Origin of the sequence: Flavobacterium sp. LAR06 (genome assembly GCF_041946075.1) — a bacterium.
Taxonomy (GTDB): domain Bacteria; phylum Bacteroidota; class Bacteroidia; order Flavobacteriales; family Flavobacteriaceae; genus Flavobacterium.
Genome location: NZ_JAUTYT010000006.1, coordinates 138,278 through 156,567, shown reverse-complemented (window position 1 = coordinate 156,567; position 18,290 = coordinate 138,278). Strand labels below are relative to the sequence as shown.

Genomic DNA, 18,290 nt, shown 5'->3' with positions numbered 1-18,290 from the left:
AATATTTTTATGAAACCTACACACACACTTTTTATTTTATTTTTCACTTTATTGTGTTTCAATTCTGTTTCTGCACAATATGGGAATGGATATAATAATGGCTATGGTGGAGGTGGTTATGGAAGAGGTGGCGGAATGGGAATGGATAGAAGTATGATGTCTGGCCCGCAAAGCACTCCGAGCAAGCCTAAAGAAATTCCTGCTGAAGAAACTGCCGCAAAAATTGTTGAGCAAATGAAGCCAGAGGTAAAATTGGATGACTTACAAGCTATCGCAATTACCAATGTTCTTGCAGACAGCATGAGAGAACAAGGAATTCTTTTGAAAAACGAAGAGAGCAGTCAAGATCAAAAAATCGAACAATTGACTGCATTAAGAGAAAGTACCACTAAAAAAATCACTGCTTTTTTAAATCCTGATCAAATAGAAAAATACACCAATTTCATGGCTAATTTTAAAGAGATCAAGAAAACGAAAAACAAAAAGAAAAAAGATTCTGACACAAAAGAAGTAAAAGAAATAAAAGAGGAAACAGAAGCAATAAAAGTTCACGAATAATTGTTTATAACCTAATCCTAGAATGTAACTAATCATGACGACAAAGCATTTTTATTATTTGATTTTAGCAATTGTAATAACTTCGTGTTCCACGAATCCTTATAAATCCACAGAAAAAGTCTACGATCAGCAGCTTAAAAACTTAGAAAACCAGATTACAAGCAAAGAAGCAAAAACAATTCCCGCTGTTAGTCCAGTGGTTATTGACACTTCGTATGCTTCGCAATTAGGAATTGTAAAAGATACTTTATCAAAAACAGGTTCAACTGCCCTATTAAATGGCATTAATACCGAATGGATTGGTACGGTTAATTTTAATTTAAGAAAGCCGAGCTTTATCATTCTGCATCATACGGCACAAGATTCTGTACAACAAACCATAAGCACTTTTACCAAAACCAAAACACAGGTTAGCGCCCATTATATAATTTCTGAAAACGGGAAAGTCGTCCAGATGCTAAACGACTATTTAAGAGCTTGGCACGCAGGTGCATCTACCTGGGGTAAAAACACAGATTTAAACTCATGCTCTATTGGTATTGAAATTGACAACAATGGCTTTAAACCTTTTACCGAAGCACAAATTAGCAGTCTTGTAGCGCTTCTAACAAAATTGAAAAAAGATTATAATATTCCAACTCAAAATATTTTAGGGCATTCTGATATTGCACCAGGAAGAAAGCAAGATCCAAGCGCTTTATTTCCCTGGAAAACTTTGGCAGAAAAAGGATTTGGCATCTGGCCGGATGAAATTCTGGAAGAAGCTCCTTTTGATTTCAAAATAGAACCTGCTTTGCGTATTATTGGCTACAATACAAAGAATCTTTCAGCCGCAATACAGGCTTTTAAATTGCATTATATTCAAACAGATGCTACATCAGTTTTAGATAGAAAAACAATAGATACTATTTATTCGATTTACAAAAAACAGATTCAGTAAAAAGACAATTAATAAAAACACAAAAACGCGTTTCTAAGCACTTAGAAATGCGTTTTTGTGTTTTTGAAGCATACCTTATGATGAAGGATACAAGAGTATAGGACAAAGAAAAGAAATGACCGAAATTATATTAAGCTCCTTAAAATACTCATTAAGCAATCAATATTTAAAAGTCTTTATATCTCACTACCCCCTCTCCTATTTTATCTTTACTCTTTACTCTTTCTTCTCTACTTTAATATCGATCTTAAACAAATAAAAAAGCTGCCAAAACATTTGAATGTTTTGACAGCTCCAAAAAAAAAAAAAAATATCAATCTTTATCTCTAGAAAGAGTATGTTGTAGCAATTAATCCAAAGAACGACCCTCCTGCTGGAGCAGCATCACTATCTAAAAAGATATCTTCTGATGCAGCATCGTATCTAAACTCAGGAATTATAGTAAGTTTTCCAACTTTATAATTCAATGAAATTGTATTTGCGAATACGTTTGATCCTGTTAGTGTTCCTAAACTTGCCGGAGCAGCATCTTTAGCATCAAAATATTCCAATCTGTATGCCAATAGTAAAGACGGGCTAAATGAATAATTAGCATATCCTACTAGTGAAAACCATTCACCATCACCTAAGCTTGAAATATCATTTTTAGTTTTAGCATATGTTGCATTAAAACCAAGACCAAAACTATCACTTATTGTTTTTGAAGCTACTAAATCAAATTGTGTTTTATTATCTTCAGAAGCCGGATTACTACTTCCTGATGTAAAGTTTAGATAAGCGCTTCCTGTTTCACCTATATACCCTAATTGACCTATATATGTTTTTTGTGATGAACCTGCATCCATAGCCGATTTAAAATCAGTTGGATTAGTTATACCAAACATTGCCGTAAACTTCCCTGAAGTATATTGTGCTTTTACTCCAGTATTAAAGAATGGTCCATATGAAAAAGCATATGACATACTGTAGTTTTTATTACCTACTGCGTCAAGCACTTCATAGCCTATATGGGTTCCAAAACTTCCCGCAACTAATTTAAATTTTTCTGTAAGTTGGTATGTAAAAAATAATTGTTTAATTAAAAATTTTGCATTTATATCTTTATCTGTTGTTTCATTATATGAAAATTCTCCCGCTCTTTTTCCGAAACCTAAATCTACAAATACAGATGCTTTTCCGAAAGTATGACCTGCATTAATAGACGCCATTCCTAATTCAAATGAATCTTGTGAGTTGGTAAAGCTCGTTAATCCATTCATTTGTTTTGAAAAATCATATTTATAATACGCATCTGCTGATCCTCCCCATGTAGTTGCTGGTACAACTGGAGTTTCGGTATCTTCCTGAGCAAATGCAAAAGAACTCGTTAACATCGCGGCTAAAATGTGCAATACTTTTTTCATGTTTTAATTGGTTTTTAGTTATTAAATTGATTCTGGTTAGTTAATCTTTTATATATGTACATTCTACTATAAGTCACTTCTAAAACCTCTAATCTCCCCCTAAAACCTCTTCATTTTCATTAGCGAATTTATTAACTTTTGTACGAGCAAAAGAATTGAAGTCTATTTTTTTGACGTTTTATAAGCAGAATTATGGATTACAAAAATTAAATTAACAATAATCGTTATTTGACATTAATACTGATTTAATTTTGAAAAATCCCTAATGCAATTTTAGTAAAAATCAGAAAATTTTTAGGGCATACAACAAAAAACAACGCACAAACAACCAAAAAATCACCACAGAAAGCAACAAAAAAAATAAAACCCCTCTTAAAATAGGGGTACTTAAAATTTTAAATAAAAACTAATTCACAAACATTAATTTATAAATATTTATATAAATTATGTTTTTGAATTAAAAATTCTTACAAAAAAACAGAAACCAAAAACCTTCTTAGAAGCTTAAAACACTCAATATAATTTTTAAATCAAAAGCAAAAAGTTTTACAATTAAAAACAAAAAGCCTGATCATAAACTGAACAGGCTTTTTTGAAATAAAAGTAACTACTTCTACTCTTGCGAATTATACTTTCTTAAAAATTCACGAACTTGTATTCCGGATTCTTTTAAATCTTCCCCTTTCCATTTTCCTTCTGATTTTGCAGATTTTTTAAGAATAGAACACGTTTCCTCTTTATCAGAAACTGACCATGTTATCCAACTCAGCTTTCGATCTTCCATCCAATCTATGTATTCCTTCCATGCTTTTGTATTTAAAGGCCCATCTCCAGATGCTTCCATTCCTGCAGACTCAGAAATAAATATTGGCAGGCCTTTATTTAAGGCTTCATCTGTCCTGTCTCTTAATTCTTTACCGTGTGTGGCAGCGTAAAAATGCATGGTATACATTATATTACTATAACCTTTTATAGGATCAGCAGCCGGAAGATTAACATCCTGATCCCAATGTGGCGAACCAACCAAAATAACATTGTCTGGATCGTTTTCTCTAATTACTCTGATTATTTCTTCGGAGTAGGCCTTAATTTCAGGCCAACTTTCGTCATCCGGCTCGTTGAAAACCTCATATATTATATTGGGATACCTGGCATACTTTTTAGATATTTCAGCAAAAAAAACTTTTGCTTCTTTTAGATTTATATTATGACTGTGCCAATCGATAATAACGTATATATCCGATTTAATCGCGCCATTTACAACGGCTTCAATTTTCTCTTTTGAGAATTCCGGTTCCTTTATATAAGCCATCTTCCCTAGTTCAATCCCCATCGCTGCACGAACCACATTGCAACTAAAATCTTTCTTCAACCAATCTACTGCCTTTTCATTATAAAATCTCGGCCACATACTGTGCCAGCCAAAACTCATTCCACGTAATACAATTGGATTATTATTTTGATCTGTTAACTGAGTTCCTTCCACACGAAGTTGCCCATGATATTTTACAAATTGCGCTTTTGAAGCACAAAACACAAACAGCACAATAAGTGTAAAAAAATTAGCTTTTGATTTCATTTTAAATCACGTTTACGGAATTAACTTTAATGTAATTACATCATGAGAAGCGATATCTGCCTGAAAACTCTTTTTTGTATTACTGATTTCCTTATTCTTCCAAAGGTCTTTTAATTTAAAAACCGTTTTATTAAAATCGGCTTCATATCCAAAATCAACATCTTTAATTGTATTCTTTTTCCAATCGAAGTTAATTTTTTTAGCAACATCAGTTCTATTTAAAAATGTCACAGCCCAGTTTCCATCTGATAGCGGTTTTACCCAAACTTCCAATCCGTCTTCTGCACTATATTTGAATCCCTGAACTCCTAATTTATCCTGATTAACCGCTATTAATTCTTTATTGGTTAAAATGGCAAGCGTTTCTTTTGACATTTTTCTATAATCATTTCCTGAAAACAATGGAGATGCCAACATACACCACATTGCAAAATGAGCTTTATCTTCAGTATCATTCATCTCGTTTCCAACTTCCATCATATCAAAATCATTCCAATGATCCGGTCCCGAATATTTGCGGATATCTTTTCGCATTTCGGCAATTTTCATAAATCCCCATGACGACCAGTTTTCAGGATGTTTGAATTCGCAATCAAAACAAGGGTAAATATCTCCGGAAATTCTCCAAAGATTTCCAACAGGTTTTCCCCATTCCCAAGGCTGGTTATCCCCCCATTCACAAAGACTAAAAACAATTGGCCTTCCAGCTGTTTTTAACGCATTGCTCATTGTTGCATAAGCTTCAGGTGCAGTTATTCCTTTCGTGTTACACCAATCGTACTTTAAAAAATCTATACCCAATTTAGCATAAAAACGCGCATCCTGATATTCGTAACCACGCGTTCCCGGATATCCGGCACAAGTTTGAGTTCCGGCACAATTGTACAAACCAAATTTCAATCCTTTACTGTGTACATAATCTATTACAGTTTTCATTCCGTTAGGAAATTTAACAGGATCAGGAACCAAATCACCATTTGCATCACGCTCTTTAGCCATCCAGCCATCATCTAATACTATATAATTATAACCTGCTACGGCCAATCCTGAAGAAACCATAATGTCGGCAGTTTCTTTTACTAACTTTTCATCAATATTAGTAGCAAAAGTATTCCATGAATTCCAACCCATTGGCGGAGTCATTGCAAGACCTTCAAATTTTCCGGCTTGCTGCTCATGAGTATTTCCTTGACTAAAACAGATCCCGGATATACTTAAAACAAGTAATAAAGCAATTTTTTTCATTCTTTTTCAAATTAAATACTTAAAAAAATGTTCCCTAATCTTTCAATAAGGGAACATTTTCAAACTGACTCAAAACAAATAATATTTTATAAAAATCCTATATCGTCATAGTAGATAGTATTTCCTGGCGTAAGTGATATTCCAGAATACTCTTTAATAAACACATTATTAAAAGTAGGTCCTACCTGATCCAGCTTCAAATCTGACATCGGAATTGAAATATTATTCCATTGTCCGGCAACTAACTGAACGGTCGTTCCAAAAGCATCATTCTCATTTCCTTTAGGATGTATACTTACTAATATTTTTGTACTTTCCGTAGCATACACAGATATTTTAACAAATTGATAATCACTTGTGTTCAAAGTTTCTTTAAAACCTATGTAAAATCCTGACCAAGGCCCAGTAATTTTCTTAATAGAATGTGTACCTCTACTAACCTGCTCGGTATTTAGCATATCAAAACTACCACCCCAATCCCATTGGTAACTAATTTTAGATGCATCATCAGCATATAAAAGGTATGTAATCCCTATGCTACTCGGAGCAGACACTCCAAATTCAGTCTCGACCACAATTGATGCGTACGAACCAAAATCAGCTGGAACAGTTGCCTGGATTTCTGTTTTAGATACTACTGTAAACGCAGCCTCTGTAGTTCCAAATTTCACACTTTTAACCTTAACAAAATTCTGGCCTTTAATCGTAATAACATCTCCCGGCGAAGCTAATACTTGTGAAAGAGTTGAAATTACCGGAGCTGGAGGAGTTAATTCAATTACATTACTTAAAACTTGAACGAAACCATTTGTTGCGTAATAATCCAACCCCGGCGCTGCTTTATCAGATCCGTTTACCTTTAAAACATTGTTGGTTACATTTATACTCAATAAATACAAATCAGGATTTACGGCATTTGCCATTGTAGCATAATCGCCAGTTGTTAAATAATCAGCTTCAACACCTTCAAGTCTGGCTACTCGTTTTTTAACGCCTTTAATAACATGACTCAAAACAAGTTGTTTTAAATCTTCTACCGGAACCAAATTAATATCTGGATATCCCAACTCATTTACATAACCATTTGCAACTAAATAAGCAGCAAAAGTTTCGTCATTAGGAACAAAATAAGTATAATCATCCGGTGTGTCTAATGTTGACTGCAATCCTGTTAATTGTATTGCTTTTACAAACGTAGACAAATTACTATTTGCCTGAAGCAATCCGTATGCCGTGTTATAATTTTGCTGCGCTCCTCCAATATCTTTAATATCATTATCACAAGAAGAAACTGCAACAATCAAAAAGACACATATAGCAATATGTTTTACTTTATTATATATATTTTTCATACTTCTCTTTTAGTTTTTAATTATGGATTCTTATAAACAAAGTCAAGTTGACCATTAAGATTTATTTTTTTGAATCCTTCACAATTATTTTAATACCAATCCAATATCATCAAGTAAGATGGTATTTCCTCCAAAACCACCAAATTCCTGCCATCCGATTTTGCTTAATACAGCCGGATAACCTAAATCGCTAAAAGGAATTTCTATATAAGTCCATGAATCAGATTTAAATTCTACAACCTTGAAATTACTATCTGCATTTCCATTAATAAAAAACTTTACTTTTCCAGCTTTTGTGCCTTTAACAGAAAATCTTACAGCTTTAAATTTATCTGTATCTGTAAAATTCCAGGAAGCAAGAGCAATAAGATAACCATCCCACTCACCTGATTTCCATTCAATACATTTAGATCCCTGACTAAAATCTTTAGTATAAGCCAAATCGAAAACATTCGTTCCATCCCATTTTTCATCCCAACCCCAGATATTAGTAGGAGCATCATCATAAAGCGCACTGCCAAATGCCTGATTAGCAACAGTTGTTCCTGAAACGTTCGTTATCGATAGGTATTTATATTTAAAATCATCCGGAACTTTTACTTTTATTTCAGTCAAAGATGACTCAATAGGTTCCACTTTCGTAGTTCCAAAATTTACTACAGGACGTAAAAAATATTCTCCTTTAATCGTGATTATATCTCCCGCATTAGGATTGATTGGAAACCCTTTAATACTAGGACTTGGAGGTCTTATAGCTACTTTATACTTCAAAGTACCTACGTTGGTAACTATTTTCATTTCATCCATTTCATTGTAATATGGAGTTTTTTCATCAACTAGTACAACGATAGCATTATCTGTTACGAATGTTGAATTAAAATAGGATTCTAAGCCATTAAATGAAATTGATTTTAATGTACTAAAACCAGATCCTCTAATGATATAATAATTTCCAGCGTTAATAATATCTGTAGGAACATCAACTTCTCTATCCCCGTCAACCAAAGGATCATCAACAACAGATTTACTAATTCCGGTTACTTCAAGCTTTCCAGTGGAGGAACCTCCTGAATCTCCTGAATCATTTGAACAGGAAGTAAACAGTAAAATTGAGATCGAAGCCAAAAGACACAACTTCAATAACATTCTATTTTTTATATTTTTCATAGTGATTTACTTTTAAAAAATTATTTGAAACTGTAAGGAACTGGTGCCTCTTTCAATTTTGGATTTTTTCTAACTTCGATATCTGGTTTTGGGTAAGTAAAATCAGCTGGTGTCGGTGTATAATGTATTACTCCCTGAGAGTCAAAACCTCTATCCTGTTGAGAGATTATACTAATTGCTTCCTGACGTGGCAGTCTGCCTAAATCAAACCAAAATTCTCCTTCAAAAGCAAATTCAACTCTACGCTCATGAAATAAAGCTGCTTTTGTTAAAGGAACATTATTTCCTAAAATACCCAGACCAGCTCTACGTCTCACTTTATTATATGATTCTTTTGCAGCAGGACTTGCAGTTTCATCGGCTCCAGCCATAATAGCCTCAGCATGAATCAATAAAAGATCTGCATAGCGCATAATATAATTGCAATTATTCATCCCTCCCCATGAATCGGCAGGTCCTGTTTCACTAGTAGCCTGACCCACTACGTATTTCTTAACTGCGGCACCGGTATTAGCTAATACATCGCCATATTTATCCTTATCCATTACAAAACCTACCTCTCCTTTAGCTTTTAAATTAGGATAAGAATCACCGTAAATCATAAAAGATTCTTTTCTTCTTAAATCTCCAATTTCAAAAGCATCCTGAACATCATTACTTGGTACGTAAGTAGCACCATATGAAGCGTTATCATTCAAAATATCCAAACCATATTGAATATTTGAAAAATTTCCTCCACCATAAGTATTGATAGCACCAGACCATTGCCAGGAATAAATAGACTCTTCGTTATTATTTTTACTTGTCAAAAACAAATCTGCAAAATTTGGCACCAAACCAAACTCACCAGAATTAATAACTTTTTCAGCCACTAATTTAGAATCTGCATATTTTTTCTCATACAAATAAATTTTGGCTAGAAATGCTTCGGCAGAGCCCTGAGTTACAAAAATATTTTCACCACCCGGAGTTCTGGATCTAATTTTTGATTTTAGATTTGCTGCTGCATACTTTAAATCGTTTTCAATAAACGTATAAACATCTTCAATTCTATTTGTATTAACCAATGGATCTTTTGCCAAAGCTAAATTATCTTCAATAATAGGCACCGGCCCATACAAACGAACCAAATAAAAATAAGCTATTGCTCTAAAAAAATGCGCTTCTGCAACAGTATTTTTAATTACAGCTTTACTTACATTTCCAGTAGCATCTTTCTCTATATTATTAATTAAATTATTGGACTGTGCCACAATTGCAAAACAGGCTCTCCAGGGATCTAGCAATATTGGACTATCAGAAGTTAATTTAAACTGAATCAGCTCTGGTCCATCTGCATACGCTAAACAATTCCCTGATGACAATTCAGCTAATGCATAGAAATTTTTAGTATAATAAGGAGCCCACATTGCGCCATACATACCATAAGTTGTTCTCTCTACCTGTTCATCACTATTATAAAACTGGTCACTGCTGTAACTATCTTCAGATGGGCGATCCAAGAAATCTTCGCTGCAAGAAGTAGTTACCAAACCTAGTGTTAAGAATAAAACTAAGGTCTTTATATTGATATATTTTTTCATAAGGATAGTAATTAAAATTCTAAATTCATTCCAAAAGTAAAACTGCGATTGGTTGGGTAGCGCCCTGAATCAATTCCGACTAATAATGGATCTTGATTGTACGCTCCTATCTCTGGATCATAACCTGTATATTTGGTAAATGTGTAAAGATTTTGAATACCGAAATAAAATCTTAATTTACTAATACTCGCTTTTGAAATTACATCCGAAGGCATGTTATAACCTAAAGTTACTTGTTGAATTCTCAGATATGACCCATCTTCCACATAACGATCAGAGATTGCTATATTTGGATGTCCGTCTCCACCATCAGGTCTTGGATATTTTGCATCAACATTTTCCGGTGTCCAAAAATCCGCAGCTTCAGCCAATTGATTTTCATACAAACGTTGGTTTTTAGTACCGGCACGTCTGGTTAAGTTCATAACCTTATTACCATAAGACCCCTGTAAAAAGACTCCTAAATCAACATTTTTGTATTTAAAAGTATTATTGAAGCCATAAGTAAATTTCGGCTGAGGATTACCAATATAAGTTAAATCCTTGTCATCAATTAAACCGTCTTTATTTTGGTCTACATACTCAACATCTCCTAATTGACTTTTCACAGCTTTATTTCCTGTGTAAGGAATAGGTGCATTTGCTAATTGTTCATTGGTTCTGATAATACCAACGGTCTGGTATCCGTAAAATTGACCAACTGGCTGACCAACCACTGTTTTGGTTACTGCTTTATTAGTATAATCATTAAGCATTACATCTTTTGTCAAATCAAAATTATCTTGCAAGCTTAACAATTCATTTTTATTTGTAGAGAAAATTACTTTTGAATTCCAGCTAAAATCTTTTCCGAACTTTTCATTGTAATCTAAAGTCATCTCAAAACCCTGGTTTCTTAAGCTTCCTAAATTTACATTTGGTGCTCCTAAACCTCCTTGATAAGTATCTGTACCCGTAACATAATAAGGCAATGGCAAAACGAATAAAAATCCTTCTGATTCTTTTCTATATACATCGAATGTAGCCTGAAGTTTTGACTTAAAAAGTGTAAAATCCAAACCAAAGTTTGTTTGCTTAGAAGTTTCCCAGGTTAAACCCGGATTTGCAATATTATTAACGGTAAAGAAATTACCCAGTGCTGATTTTATTGCACGAACTGTACTCATGTAACCTGCACCGCCAACATTTTGATTACCAGTCTCACCATAACCAGCTCTAAATTTAATGTTGTCAATATATTCTTTGGTACCTTCCATGAATTTTTCATTTGAAAGTTTCCAATAACCTGAAAATGAAGGAAAGTAGCCCCATTTTTCGCCTGGCCCAAAATTAGAACTTCCATCCGCTCTCATTGTTGCCTGTAACCCATATCGATTGTCATAATCGTAATTAAAAGACCCGAAGAAAGAGTACAATCCAGAGCTCCCTTTGTATTCTGAAGCTGTAAGTGTATCAGGATCTCCCAAGCTAATAGAATGAATATCATTGCTTACCAAACCAGAAACTGATTGCGAATTTCCTGTCCAATGACTATCATTTGCCTCTTGACCGGCTAAGACATTAAAATGATGCGCACCTGCATCAATTTTATAAGTTAAAACATTTTTAATATTAAGACCATACCAATTATTCGATCTCTCTACTAACTGATTTGTTTCTTTAACGGCAGCCCCCCAAGTATAAGTAGGTTCGAAGCCTTCAAAATTATCAATATTTGTAGATCCTCCCACATCAAATCGATACTCAAGCCCCTTTGCTATTCTAAAATTAGCATAAAAATTTCCTATGAAGTTCTTTTTAATCAACTTGTTAGTATTCATCAAAGCTGAAGCCACCGGGTTAATCCAAACCCCAATTGACCCATCTGCCGGCGGACCTGCATAATTTCCATTAGTATCTTTTACTGCAACATCCGGAGTAGATAAAATAGAAGTACTAATAATACCATTACTTGCACCATTAATTGTAATATCCTCATTTGTTACACCTGCTCCAATAGAAACGCCAACAGTCAACCAATCTTTTATTTTGCTATCTACGTTTGTTTTAAAATTATATCTTCTAAAACTAGAACCAATAACAATACCTTCCTGATCTACATAACCTCCTGAAATATAATACGTAGTACCTTCTTTTGCCCCTGAAAATGAAATCTGGTGATTACTCATCACCGCCGTTTTATAAATCTCATCCTGCCAATTTGTTCCTTTACCCAAAACAGACGGAACAGCAAATTCATCACGTGGCGTTACACCGTAAACCGCTGCCAAAGCATTTTGCTGCGTGGCGTATTGACTCAAAGTCATGGTGTCCAACAAACTCGTTACATTTTGAATAGAGAAATAGGTATCATAAGTAATTTTTCCTGCACCCTTCTTACCTCTTTTTGTAGTAATAATTACGACCCCATTTGACGCTCTGGAGCCATAAATTGCAGTCGCAGAAGCATCTTTCAAAATATCCATCGTTTCAATATCATTAGGATTCAAAAATGCAATAGGGCTCGAAGTTACGTTTCCTGTGTTTGCACCCAAATAACCGCTAACAATTGAACCTCCTGTATTTGTATTGGCAGCATCTCCTGAAATCGGAATACCGTCTACAATATACAATGGCTCATTAGTTCCGGATATAGAAGTAGTTCCACGTATTTTTACTGACACACTACCACCTGGCTGGCCAGAGTTATTTGTAACTGACACCCCTGCAGCACGTCCTTGTAATAACTGATCTACTGATACTTGTGGAGAATCTGCAATATCCTTGGAGCCAACTGTAGAAATTGCTCCTGTTAAATCTTTTTTCTTGACACTGCGATATCCTACATTTACTAACACTTCACGTAAATCTTCGGCACTAAGTTTCAAAATTACATTGATAGTTCCTCCGTTTTTTACATTAATTGTCTGCGTAATGTATCCAATAAATGAAACAGAGATTGTAGAATTTGCAGGTGTTTCAACAGAATATCTCCCATCAAAATCTGTTGAAGCCGTCTTTTTTGTTCCTGTAACCAATATGTTGGCACCAGGAATAGCTAATCCCTTATCATCAGATATTGTTCCCGAAACCTTTACCTGAGCTGTAATAAAATTACTCGTCAGTAACAAGAATAAAATCAAAGGAACCGCTCTGTGGCCAGCATTCCAATGAATAAAGTTAGTCATTAGTTTTTTCATAATAAATGTTTGGTTAGTTTAAATTTGTTAGTTCATAATGAAGTAATAAAAAGGGTGTGATTTATTATCTAAATTATTTAACAAATCTATAACAGAACAAAACATTAAATCGATAGTATTATATCATTTGATGATAATATTTTTACTATATCGTCTTAAAAAAACACATATGAAAATAAAAACTATAAAAAAATGCATTTTTCGCAACAACCAACCCTTAATCCAGTACGAATTATAAATAAAAATTAACGAATCATTAAAAAAGCAAACGATTTCGTTAAAAATAATATTTGTTTGTGCTAAAAAAGTATCACTACAAAATACGCTTTAACCCAGAAAAATCTTCTCTATATTGACTAGGTGTACAGTTTTTAGTAGCTTTAAAACTACGATTAAAGTTCGCAATATTATTAAAACCTGATTTAAAAGCTACTTCAGATACACTCATATCTTTCTCAACCAGCCAACGAGCCGCATATCCAATTCGGATATCATTTATATAATTGACAAAAGTTTTTCCGGTTCGCTTTTTAATAAATCTGTTAAAAGAAATTATCGACATACTGGCAACACCCGCAACATCTTCTAAAGTAATTTTTTCAGCAAAATGTTTTTGCACGTATTCATATACGAGCTTCATTTTATCGTAATCATCAAACGTATCATAATCTACCGTATAAGTTGAGAGCAAACGTTGATTCCTAGAATTGGCAAGATCATATAATAAGGAAGTGATTTCTAAAAAATAATCCATACCATCTAATTTAGAAAGTCTTACAAGCCTCGGAGTTAATTCTTCGGCCACTTTTTTTGAAAATAAAATACCATGAATCGAACGATTAAACATATCGCGAATTGGATTCATAATTCGTCTCGACAATAAAGATTCATGAAATAAATCGTTATGAAACTGAATGGTAATTTCGTGAATCTTTTTACTGGTACATTTATTTAATTCCCATCCATGATATAAATTTGGTCCTATTAAAACTAGTTCAACACTGTCAATTTCTTCTATATTATCGCCAACAACCCGCTTTACTCCTTTTCCATTTAAAATAAAATTGATCTCAAATTCCGGATGATAATGTACCGGAAAATCAAAACTATCTTTAACCCTGTCGAAAACTAAAAAACTATCTCCAGCTGAAAGCGGAGCAATTTCCCTGTAAAAATTTTTAGCACTACTCATCTTTAAAATCTATTTATGAAGTATTTTTATCCTTTTTGTTTTGCAATAATATGATATATAATTGATAAAATAATATTAATTACACGATAAACATCGGATTATCTTTGAAAAATAGAATTATCATTTTTCTAAAAAGTATATCAATAATAAACATTAATCATTTTTAATATAATAACTTTTTAAAGTTTTAATAATTTTAGCAGAAAAACAATATTGATTTAAAGATTGAAAAATTGACTGTTTTATAATACATTTATCAATTGTTATTCATACACTTATTACACTAAAAAACAACTCATTTCGAATGAAAAAAAACATACTAATATTAATAATAACAATACTTACAGGGACTTCATGTTCTTCCAAAGCCATTATCACTAATACTAATTTGTCACTTTCAGATAAAAAAGCGACACCTGAAACTGTTTCTCTTTATAAAAAACTAAATGAATTGGTTCAAAAAGGTTATTTATTTGGACATCAGGATGATCTTGCTTATGGCGTAAACTGGAAATACGAAAACGGCAGAAGCGATATAAAAGATGTCGTTGGAGATTATCCAGCAGTTTATGGTTGGGACTTGGCCGGATTGGAAAAAGACAGTCCAAACAATATAGATGGAATCCCCTTTACAAAAATGAAGCAATATATTGAAGAAGGCCATGAAAGGGGTGGAATTACAACCATTAGCTGGCATTTTGATAATCCCGCAACCGGAAAAAGTGCATGGGACAACACACCAAATGCGGCAAAAACCGTTTTACCAGGTGGAGAAAATCATCAAAAATTCACTATTTGGCTAGACAAAGCGGCCAATTATCTACTATCTTTAAAAGATAAAAAAGGGAAAAATATCCCAATTCTTTTCAGACCTTATCATGAACTTACCGGAGGCTGGTTTTGGTGGGGAAAAGGAAATTGTAGTCCCGAAGAATTTAAATCATTATGGAAATTCACTTTTGAATACCTTCAAAAAAAAGGTGTTCACAATTTAATTTATGTCTACAACACAAGCAGTTTTAACTCAAAAGAAGATTTTTTAGCCCATTATCCAGGCGATACTTATGCCGATGTTTTGAGTTTCGATTCCTACCAGAATAATGATGATAAAGAGGGAACTAAATTTATTAGCGAAGTTCAGAATCAACTTAAAATCATAAATGAAATTGGTGCTGATAAACATAAATTAATCGCGATTGCAGAAGCAGGTTACGAAGCAATTCCCGACCCAAAATGGTGGACAGGAACACTATCAAAAGCCATTGGTGATTATAAAATCTCTTATGTTCTATTATGGAGAAACCACGGCTGGCAGGAAAAGGAACAAAAAATGCATTATTATGCTCCATACACAGGGCAAATAAGCGAAAAAGATTTTGTTGATTTTTATAATCTTGACAAAACTTTATTTGAAAAGGACATTCAGAAAGTACTAAAATAATAACCAAATCTAAATTACAACCTTAAAAAGAACCCAATGCACGACAAAATTAGTTTAAAAGAAAAAGTAGGTTACGGTCTTGGAGATGCTGCGTCATCCATGTTCTGGAAAATTTTCAGCATGTACCTCCTCTTTTTCTATACCGACGTTTTCGGAATAGCACCTGCCGTGGTAGGAACCATGTTTTTAATCACCAGAATCTGGGATTCCTGCTTTGATCCAATTGTTGGAATCATTGCCGACAGAACAAAAAGCAAATGGGGAAAATTCAGACCGTACTTATTATGGGTAGCCGTGCCGTTTGCCGTAATTGGAGTTCTAACTTTTTACACACCTGATTTTGATGAAAAGGGGAAAATAATTTATGCCTACGTTACCTATTCTTTAATGATGATGATTTACTCGTTAATCAACGTACCGTATGCTTCACTTTTAGGCGTAATGTCGTCTGACCGAAAAGAAAGAAACACGTTATCTTCTTACCGAATGGTTTTTGCTTTTGGAGGAAGTCTTTTGGCACTTTGGTTAATTGAACCGCTTGTAAATTATTTCGGCGGAAGCCTAAACTCTAAGTCAGGCTGGCTGGCAACAATTGCCGTTTTTGGAGTCATTACTACCGCTTTTTTCTGGGCCTGTTTTTTCTTCACTAAAGAAAGAGTGAAACCAATTTCTGATGAACAATCTAACTTAAAAGAAGATTTAAAAGACTTGTGGAAAAATAAACCGTGGTGGATTCTGCTGGGAGCCGGAATTGGCGCTCTAGTTTTCAATTCTATCCGTGACGGAGCTGCCGTCTATTACTTTAAATATTATGTAAGCAGCAGTATAAACTTTGATTTCTCGCTTTTTGGAACAGATTTTCACATGACACCAACCTCTATTTATTTAGTTCTGGGTCAGGCTGCCAATATCATCGGAGTTATCATTGCCACACCAATCGCTAATAAAATCGGAAAAAAGAAAACCTTTTTTGGTGCTATGGCTTTAGCCGCACTTTTGAGTTTAGTATTCTATTTCTTCGGAAAAGAAGATATTTTCTTAATCTTAAGTTTTCAGGTTTTAATCAGTGTTTGTGCAGGCTGTATTTTTCCTTTAATCTGGTCTATGTACGCTGACAGCGCCGATTATTCGGAATGGAAACAAGGAAGAAGAGCAACCGGATTAGTTTTCTCTGCTTCCTCTATGTCACAAAAATTTGGCTGGACTATAGGTGGCGCAGGAGCCGGATGGCTTTTAGGCTACTATGGTTTTCAGGCTAACGTCGAACAAACTGCAGTTGCCCAAAACGGAATCCAATTAATGTTAAGCATACTACCTGCGATCGCAGCCTTCATATCAGTCGCTTTTATCTTGTTTTATCCTTTATCTGAAGAAAAATTGCAAACCATAGAACAAGATTTAAACGAAAAAAGAGACCATACCAATTAATTATCCAGATATCAGAAATAGATTACTATGACAACAATAGCCACTTCCACTACATTTCAGGATAGAAAAGTAGCATTAGAGAAAGAACATAAAACACTGACGGAGCAAAAAAACACTCCTGAAGAAAATGCCGGAAACGGCATCTACCAACGCTATAAAAAACCGGTAGTTACAGCGGCTCATGTACCACTGAACTGGCGTTTTGACTTAAACGAAAAAACAAATCCGTTTTTACAGGAACGAATTGGAATGAATGCTGCTTTTAATGCTGGAGCCATGAAATGGAATGGCAAATATCTGCTTGCAGTTCGTGTTGAAGGAATTGACAGAAAGTCTTTTTTCGCTATTGCAGAAAGTCCAAACGGTGTCGATAACTTTAAGTTTTGGGATAAACCATGTGTGATTCCTCAGACTGCAGAACCAGACACCAACGTTTATGATATGCGTTTGGTAAATCACGAAGACGGTTGGGTTTACGGTATTTTTTGTACCGAAAGAAAAGATCCGAAAGCACCAAAGGGTGATACAAGTTCTGCTGTAGCCAATGCCGGAATCGTGCGCTCTAAAGATTTAGTGAATTGGGAACGACTTCCTGATTTAATTTCGAATACAGGTCAACAGCGAAATGTCGTTTTGCATCCGGAATTTGTAAACGGAAAATACGCTTTATATACACGCCCTCAAGATGGTTTTATTGACGTTGGCGCTGGTGGTGGAATTGGATTAGGATATGTGGAAGACATGACAAATCCGGTTGTAAAAGAAGAAAAAATCATCTTTGGAAAACAATATCATACCATTTATGAATTGAAAAATGGTCTTGGCCCTGCTCCTATTAAAACGGAAAAAGGGTGGTTGCATTTGGCGCACGGCGTTCGTAATACCGCTGCAGGATTACGTTACACACTTTATATGTTTATGACCGATTTGAATGACATTACAAAAGTAACGCACGTTCCGGCGGGTCATTTTATGGGACCTGAAGGTATCGAAAGAGTTGGCGATGTATCGAATGTTTTATTCTCAAACGGATGGATTGAAGATGCTGACGGAACTGTTTACGTATACTACGCATCATCAGATACAAGAATGCATGTTGCGGTTTCATCTGTAGCAAAACTGGTTGATTATGTAACAAATACACCAGCTGACACTTTTATTTCTGCGGGTTCTGTAAAAACAATTATCAATCAAATTGAGAAAAATAACGCCATATAAATTTT

The 18,290-nt window shown here is 34.2% G+C and carries 13 protein-coding genes; 5 read left to right on the top strand and 8 right to left on the bottom strand.

Translation table 11 applies throughout. The annotated features are described in order from the left end of the window. The first annotated feature begins 9 nt into the window (after positions 1-9). Positions 10-558 carry a hypothetical protein gene (locus Q7C23_RS10495; protein ID WP_375032476.1) on the top strand — a complete coding sequence of 183 codons (549 nt, stop codon included), beginning with the start codon at positions 10-12 and terminating at the stop codon, positions 556-558. A 34-nt stretch (positions 559-592) separates the two neighbouring features. Then, positions 593-1,498, top strand: a complete 906-nt coding sequence (locus tag Q7C23_RS10490) for an N-acetylmuramoyl-L-alanine amidase (RefSeq protein WP_375032475.1) — start codon at positions 593-595, stop codon at positions 1,496-1,498. Between the two features lie 326 nt (positions 1,499-1,824). On the opposite strand, the gene Q7C23_RS10485 is transcribed toward Q7C23_RS10490, so the two are convergent. The 8 genes from Q7C23_RS10485 to Q7C23_RS10450 form a co-directional block, all read right to left on the bottom strand. Next, positions 1,825-2,901 carry an outer membrane beta-barrel protein gene (locus Q7C23_RS10485; protein ID WP_375032474.1) on the bottom strand — a complete coding sequence of 359 codons (1,077 nt, stop codon included), beginning with the start codon at positions 2,899-2,901 and terminating at the stop codon, positions 1,825-1,827. A 613-nt stretch (positions 2,902-3,514) separates the two neighbouring features. After that, complete coding sequence (locus Q7C23_RS10480) at positions 3,515-4,480, bottom strand: glycoside hydrolase family 5 protein (protein WP_375032473.1); 966 nt, start codon at positions 4,478-4,480, stop codon at positions 3,515-3,517. Between the two features lie 12 nt (positions 4,481-4,492). After that, positions 4,493-5,725: a glycoside hydrolase family 27 protein gene (locus Q7C23_RS10475; RefSeq protein WP_375032472.1), complete on the bottom strand. Its 1,233-nt coding sequence runs from the start codon at positions 5,723-5,725 to the stop codon at positions 4,493-4,495. Positions 5,726-5,811: 86 nt separating this feature from the next. Continuing rightward, on the bottom strand, positions 5,812-7,077 hold the full coding sequence (locus tag Q7C23_RS10470) for a fasciclin domain-containing protein (RefSeq protein WP_375032471.1): 1,266 nt from the start codon (positions 7,075-7,077) through the stop codon (positions 5,812-5,814). A gap of 84 nt (positions 7,078-7,161) precedes the next feature. Beyond that, positions 7,162-8,244, bottom strand: a complete 1,083-nt coding sequence (locus tag Q7C23_RS10465) for an IPT/TIG domain-containing protein (protein WP_375032470.1) — start codon at positions 8,242-8,244, stop codon at positions 7,162-7,164. 20 nt (positions 8,245-8,264) lie between these two features. Further along, on the bottom strand, positions 8,265-9,827 hold the full coding sequence (locus tag Q7C23_RS10460; protein WP_375032469.1) for a RagB/SusD family nutrient uptake outer membrane protein: 1,563 nt from the start codon (positions 9,825-9,827) through the stop codon (positions 8,265-8,267). Between the two features lie 11 nt (positions 9,828-9,838). Further along, a complete protein-coding gene (locus tag Q7C23_RS10455; RefSeq protein WP_375032468.1) occupies positions 9,839-13,006 on the bottom strand; it encodes a SusC/RagA family TonB-linked outer membrane protein in 3,168 nt (1,055 codons plus the stop codon). A gap of 313 nt (positions 13,007-13,319) precedes the next feature. After that, positions 13,320-14,198 carry an AraC family transcriptional regulator gene (locus Q7C23_RS10450; RefSeq protein ID WP_194657082.1) on the bottom strand — a complete coding sequence of 293 codons (879 nt, stop codon included), beginning with the start codon at positions 14,196-14,198 and terminating at the stop codon, positions 13,320-13,322. 304 nt (positions 14,199-14,502) lie between these two features. Between Q7C23_RS10450 and Q7C23_RS10445 the strand changes: the two genes are divergently transcribed. Genes Q7C23_RS10445 through Q7C23_RS10435 form a run of 3 tightly spaced genes read left to right on the top strand, consistent with a single transcriptional unit; the run spans position 14,503 to position 18,285 of the window. Continuing rightward, complete coding sequence (locus Q7C23_RS10445; protein WP_375032467.1) at positions 14,503-15,639, top strand: glycoside hydrolase family 26 protein; 1,137 nt, start codon at positions 14,503-14,505, stop codon at positions 15,637-15,639. Between the two features lie 36 nt (positions 15,640-15,675). After that, positions 15,676-17,067: an MFS transporter gene (locus Q7C23_RS10440; protein WP_375032466.1), complete on the top strand. Its 1,392-nt coding sequence runs from the start codon at positions 15,676-15,678 to the stop codon at positions 17,065-17,067. Between the two features lie 27 nt (positions 17,068-17,094). Next, positions 17,095-18,285 (top strand): glycosidase, encoded by a 1,191-nt coding sequence (locus tag Q7C23_RS10435; RefSeq protein ID WP_375032465.1) that lies wholly within the window; start codon positions 17,095-17,097, stop codon positions 18,283-18,285. Positions 18,286-18,290: the final 5 nt, after the last annotated feature.

Bases quoted from the DNA above. Each gene is read 5' to 3' on its own strand.
- Q7C23_RS10495 (WP_375032476.1), top strand. From the start codon at position 10: ATGAAACCTACACACACACTTTTTATTTTATTTTTCACTTTATTGTGT.
- Q7C23_RS10490 (WP_375032475.1), top strand. From the start codon at position 593: ATGACGACAAAGCATTTTTATTATTTGATTTTAGCAATTGTAATAACT.
- Q7C23_RS10485 (WP_375032474.1), bottom strand. From the start codon at position 2,901: ATGAAAAAAGTATTGCACATTTTAGCCGCGATGTTAACGAGTTCTTTT.
- Q7C23_RS10480 (WP_375032473.1), bottom strand. From the start codon at position 4,480: ATGAAATCAAAAGCTAATTTTTTTACACTTATTGTGCTGTTTGTGTTT.
- Q7C23_RS10475 (WP_375032472.1), bottom strand. From the start codon at position 5,725: ATGAAAAAAATTGCTTTATTACTTGTTTTAAGTATATCCGGGATCTGT.
- Q7C23_RS10470 (WP_375032471.1), bottom strand. From the start codon at position 7,077: ATGAAAAATATATATAATAAAGTAAAACATATTGCTATATGTGTCTTT.
- Q7C23_RS10465 (WP_375032470.1), bottom strand. From the start codon at position 8,244: ATGAAAAATATAAAAAATAGAATGTTATTGAAGTTGTGTCTTTTGGCT.
- Q7C23_RS10460 (WP_375032469.1), bottom strand. From the start codon at position 9,827: ATGAAAAAATATATCAATATAAAGACCTTAGTTTTATTCTTAACACTA.
- Q7C23_RS10455 (WP_375032468.1), bottom strand. From the start codon at position 13,006: ATGAAAAAACTAATGACTAACTTTATTCATTGGAATGCTGGCCACAGA.
- Q7C23_RS10450 (WP_194657082.1), bottom strand. From the start codon at position 14,198: ATGAGTAGTGCTAAAAATTTTTACAGGGAAATTGCTCCGCTTTCAGCT.
- Q7C23_RS10445 (WP_375032467.1), top strand. From the start codon at position 14,503: ATGAAAAAAAACATACTAATATTAATAATAACAATACTTACAGGGACT.
- Q7C23_RS10440 (WP_375032466.1), top strand. From the start codon at position 15,676: ATGCACGACAAAATTAGTTTAAAAGAAAAAGTAGGTTACGGTCTTGGA.
- Q7C23_RS10435 (WP_375032465.1), top strand. From the start codon at position 17,095: ATGACAACAATAGCCACTTCCACTACATTTCAGGATAGAAAAGTAGCA.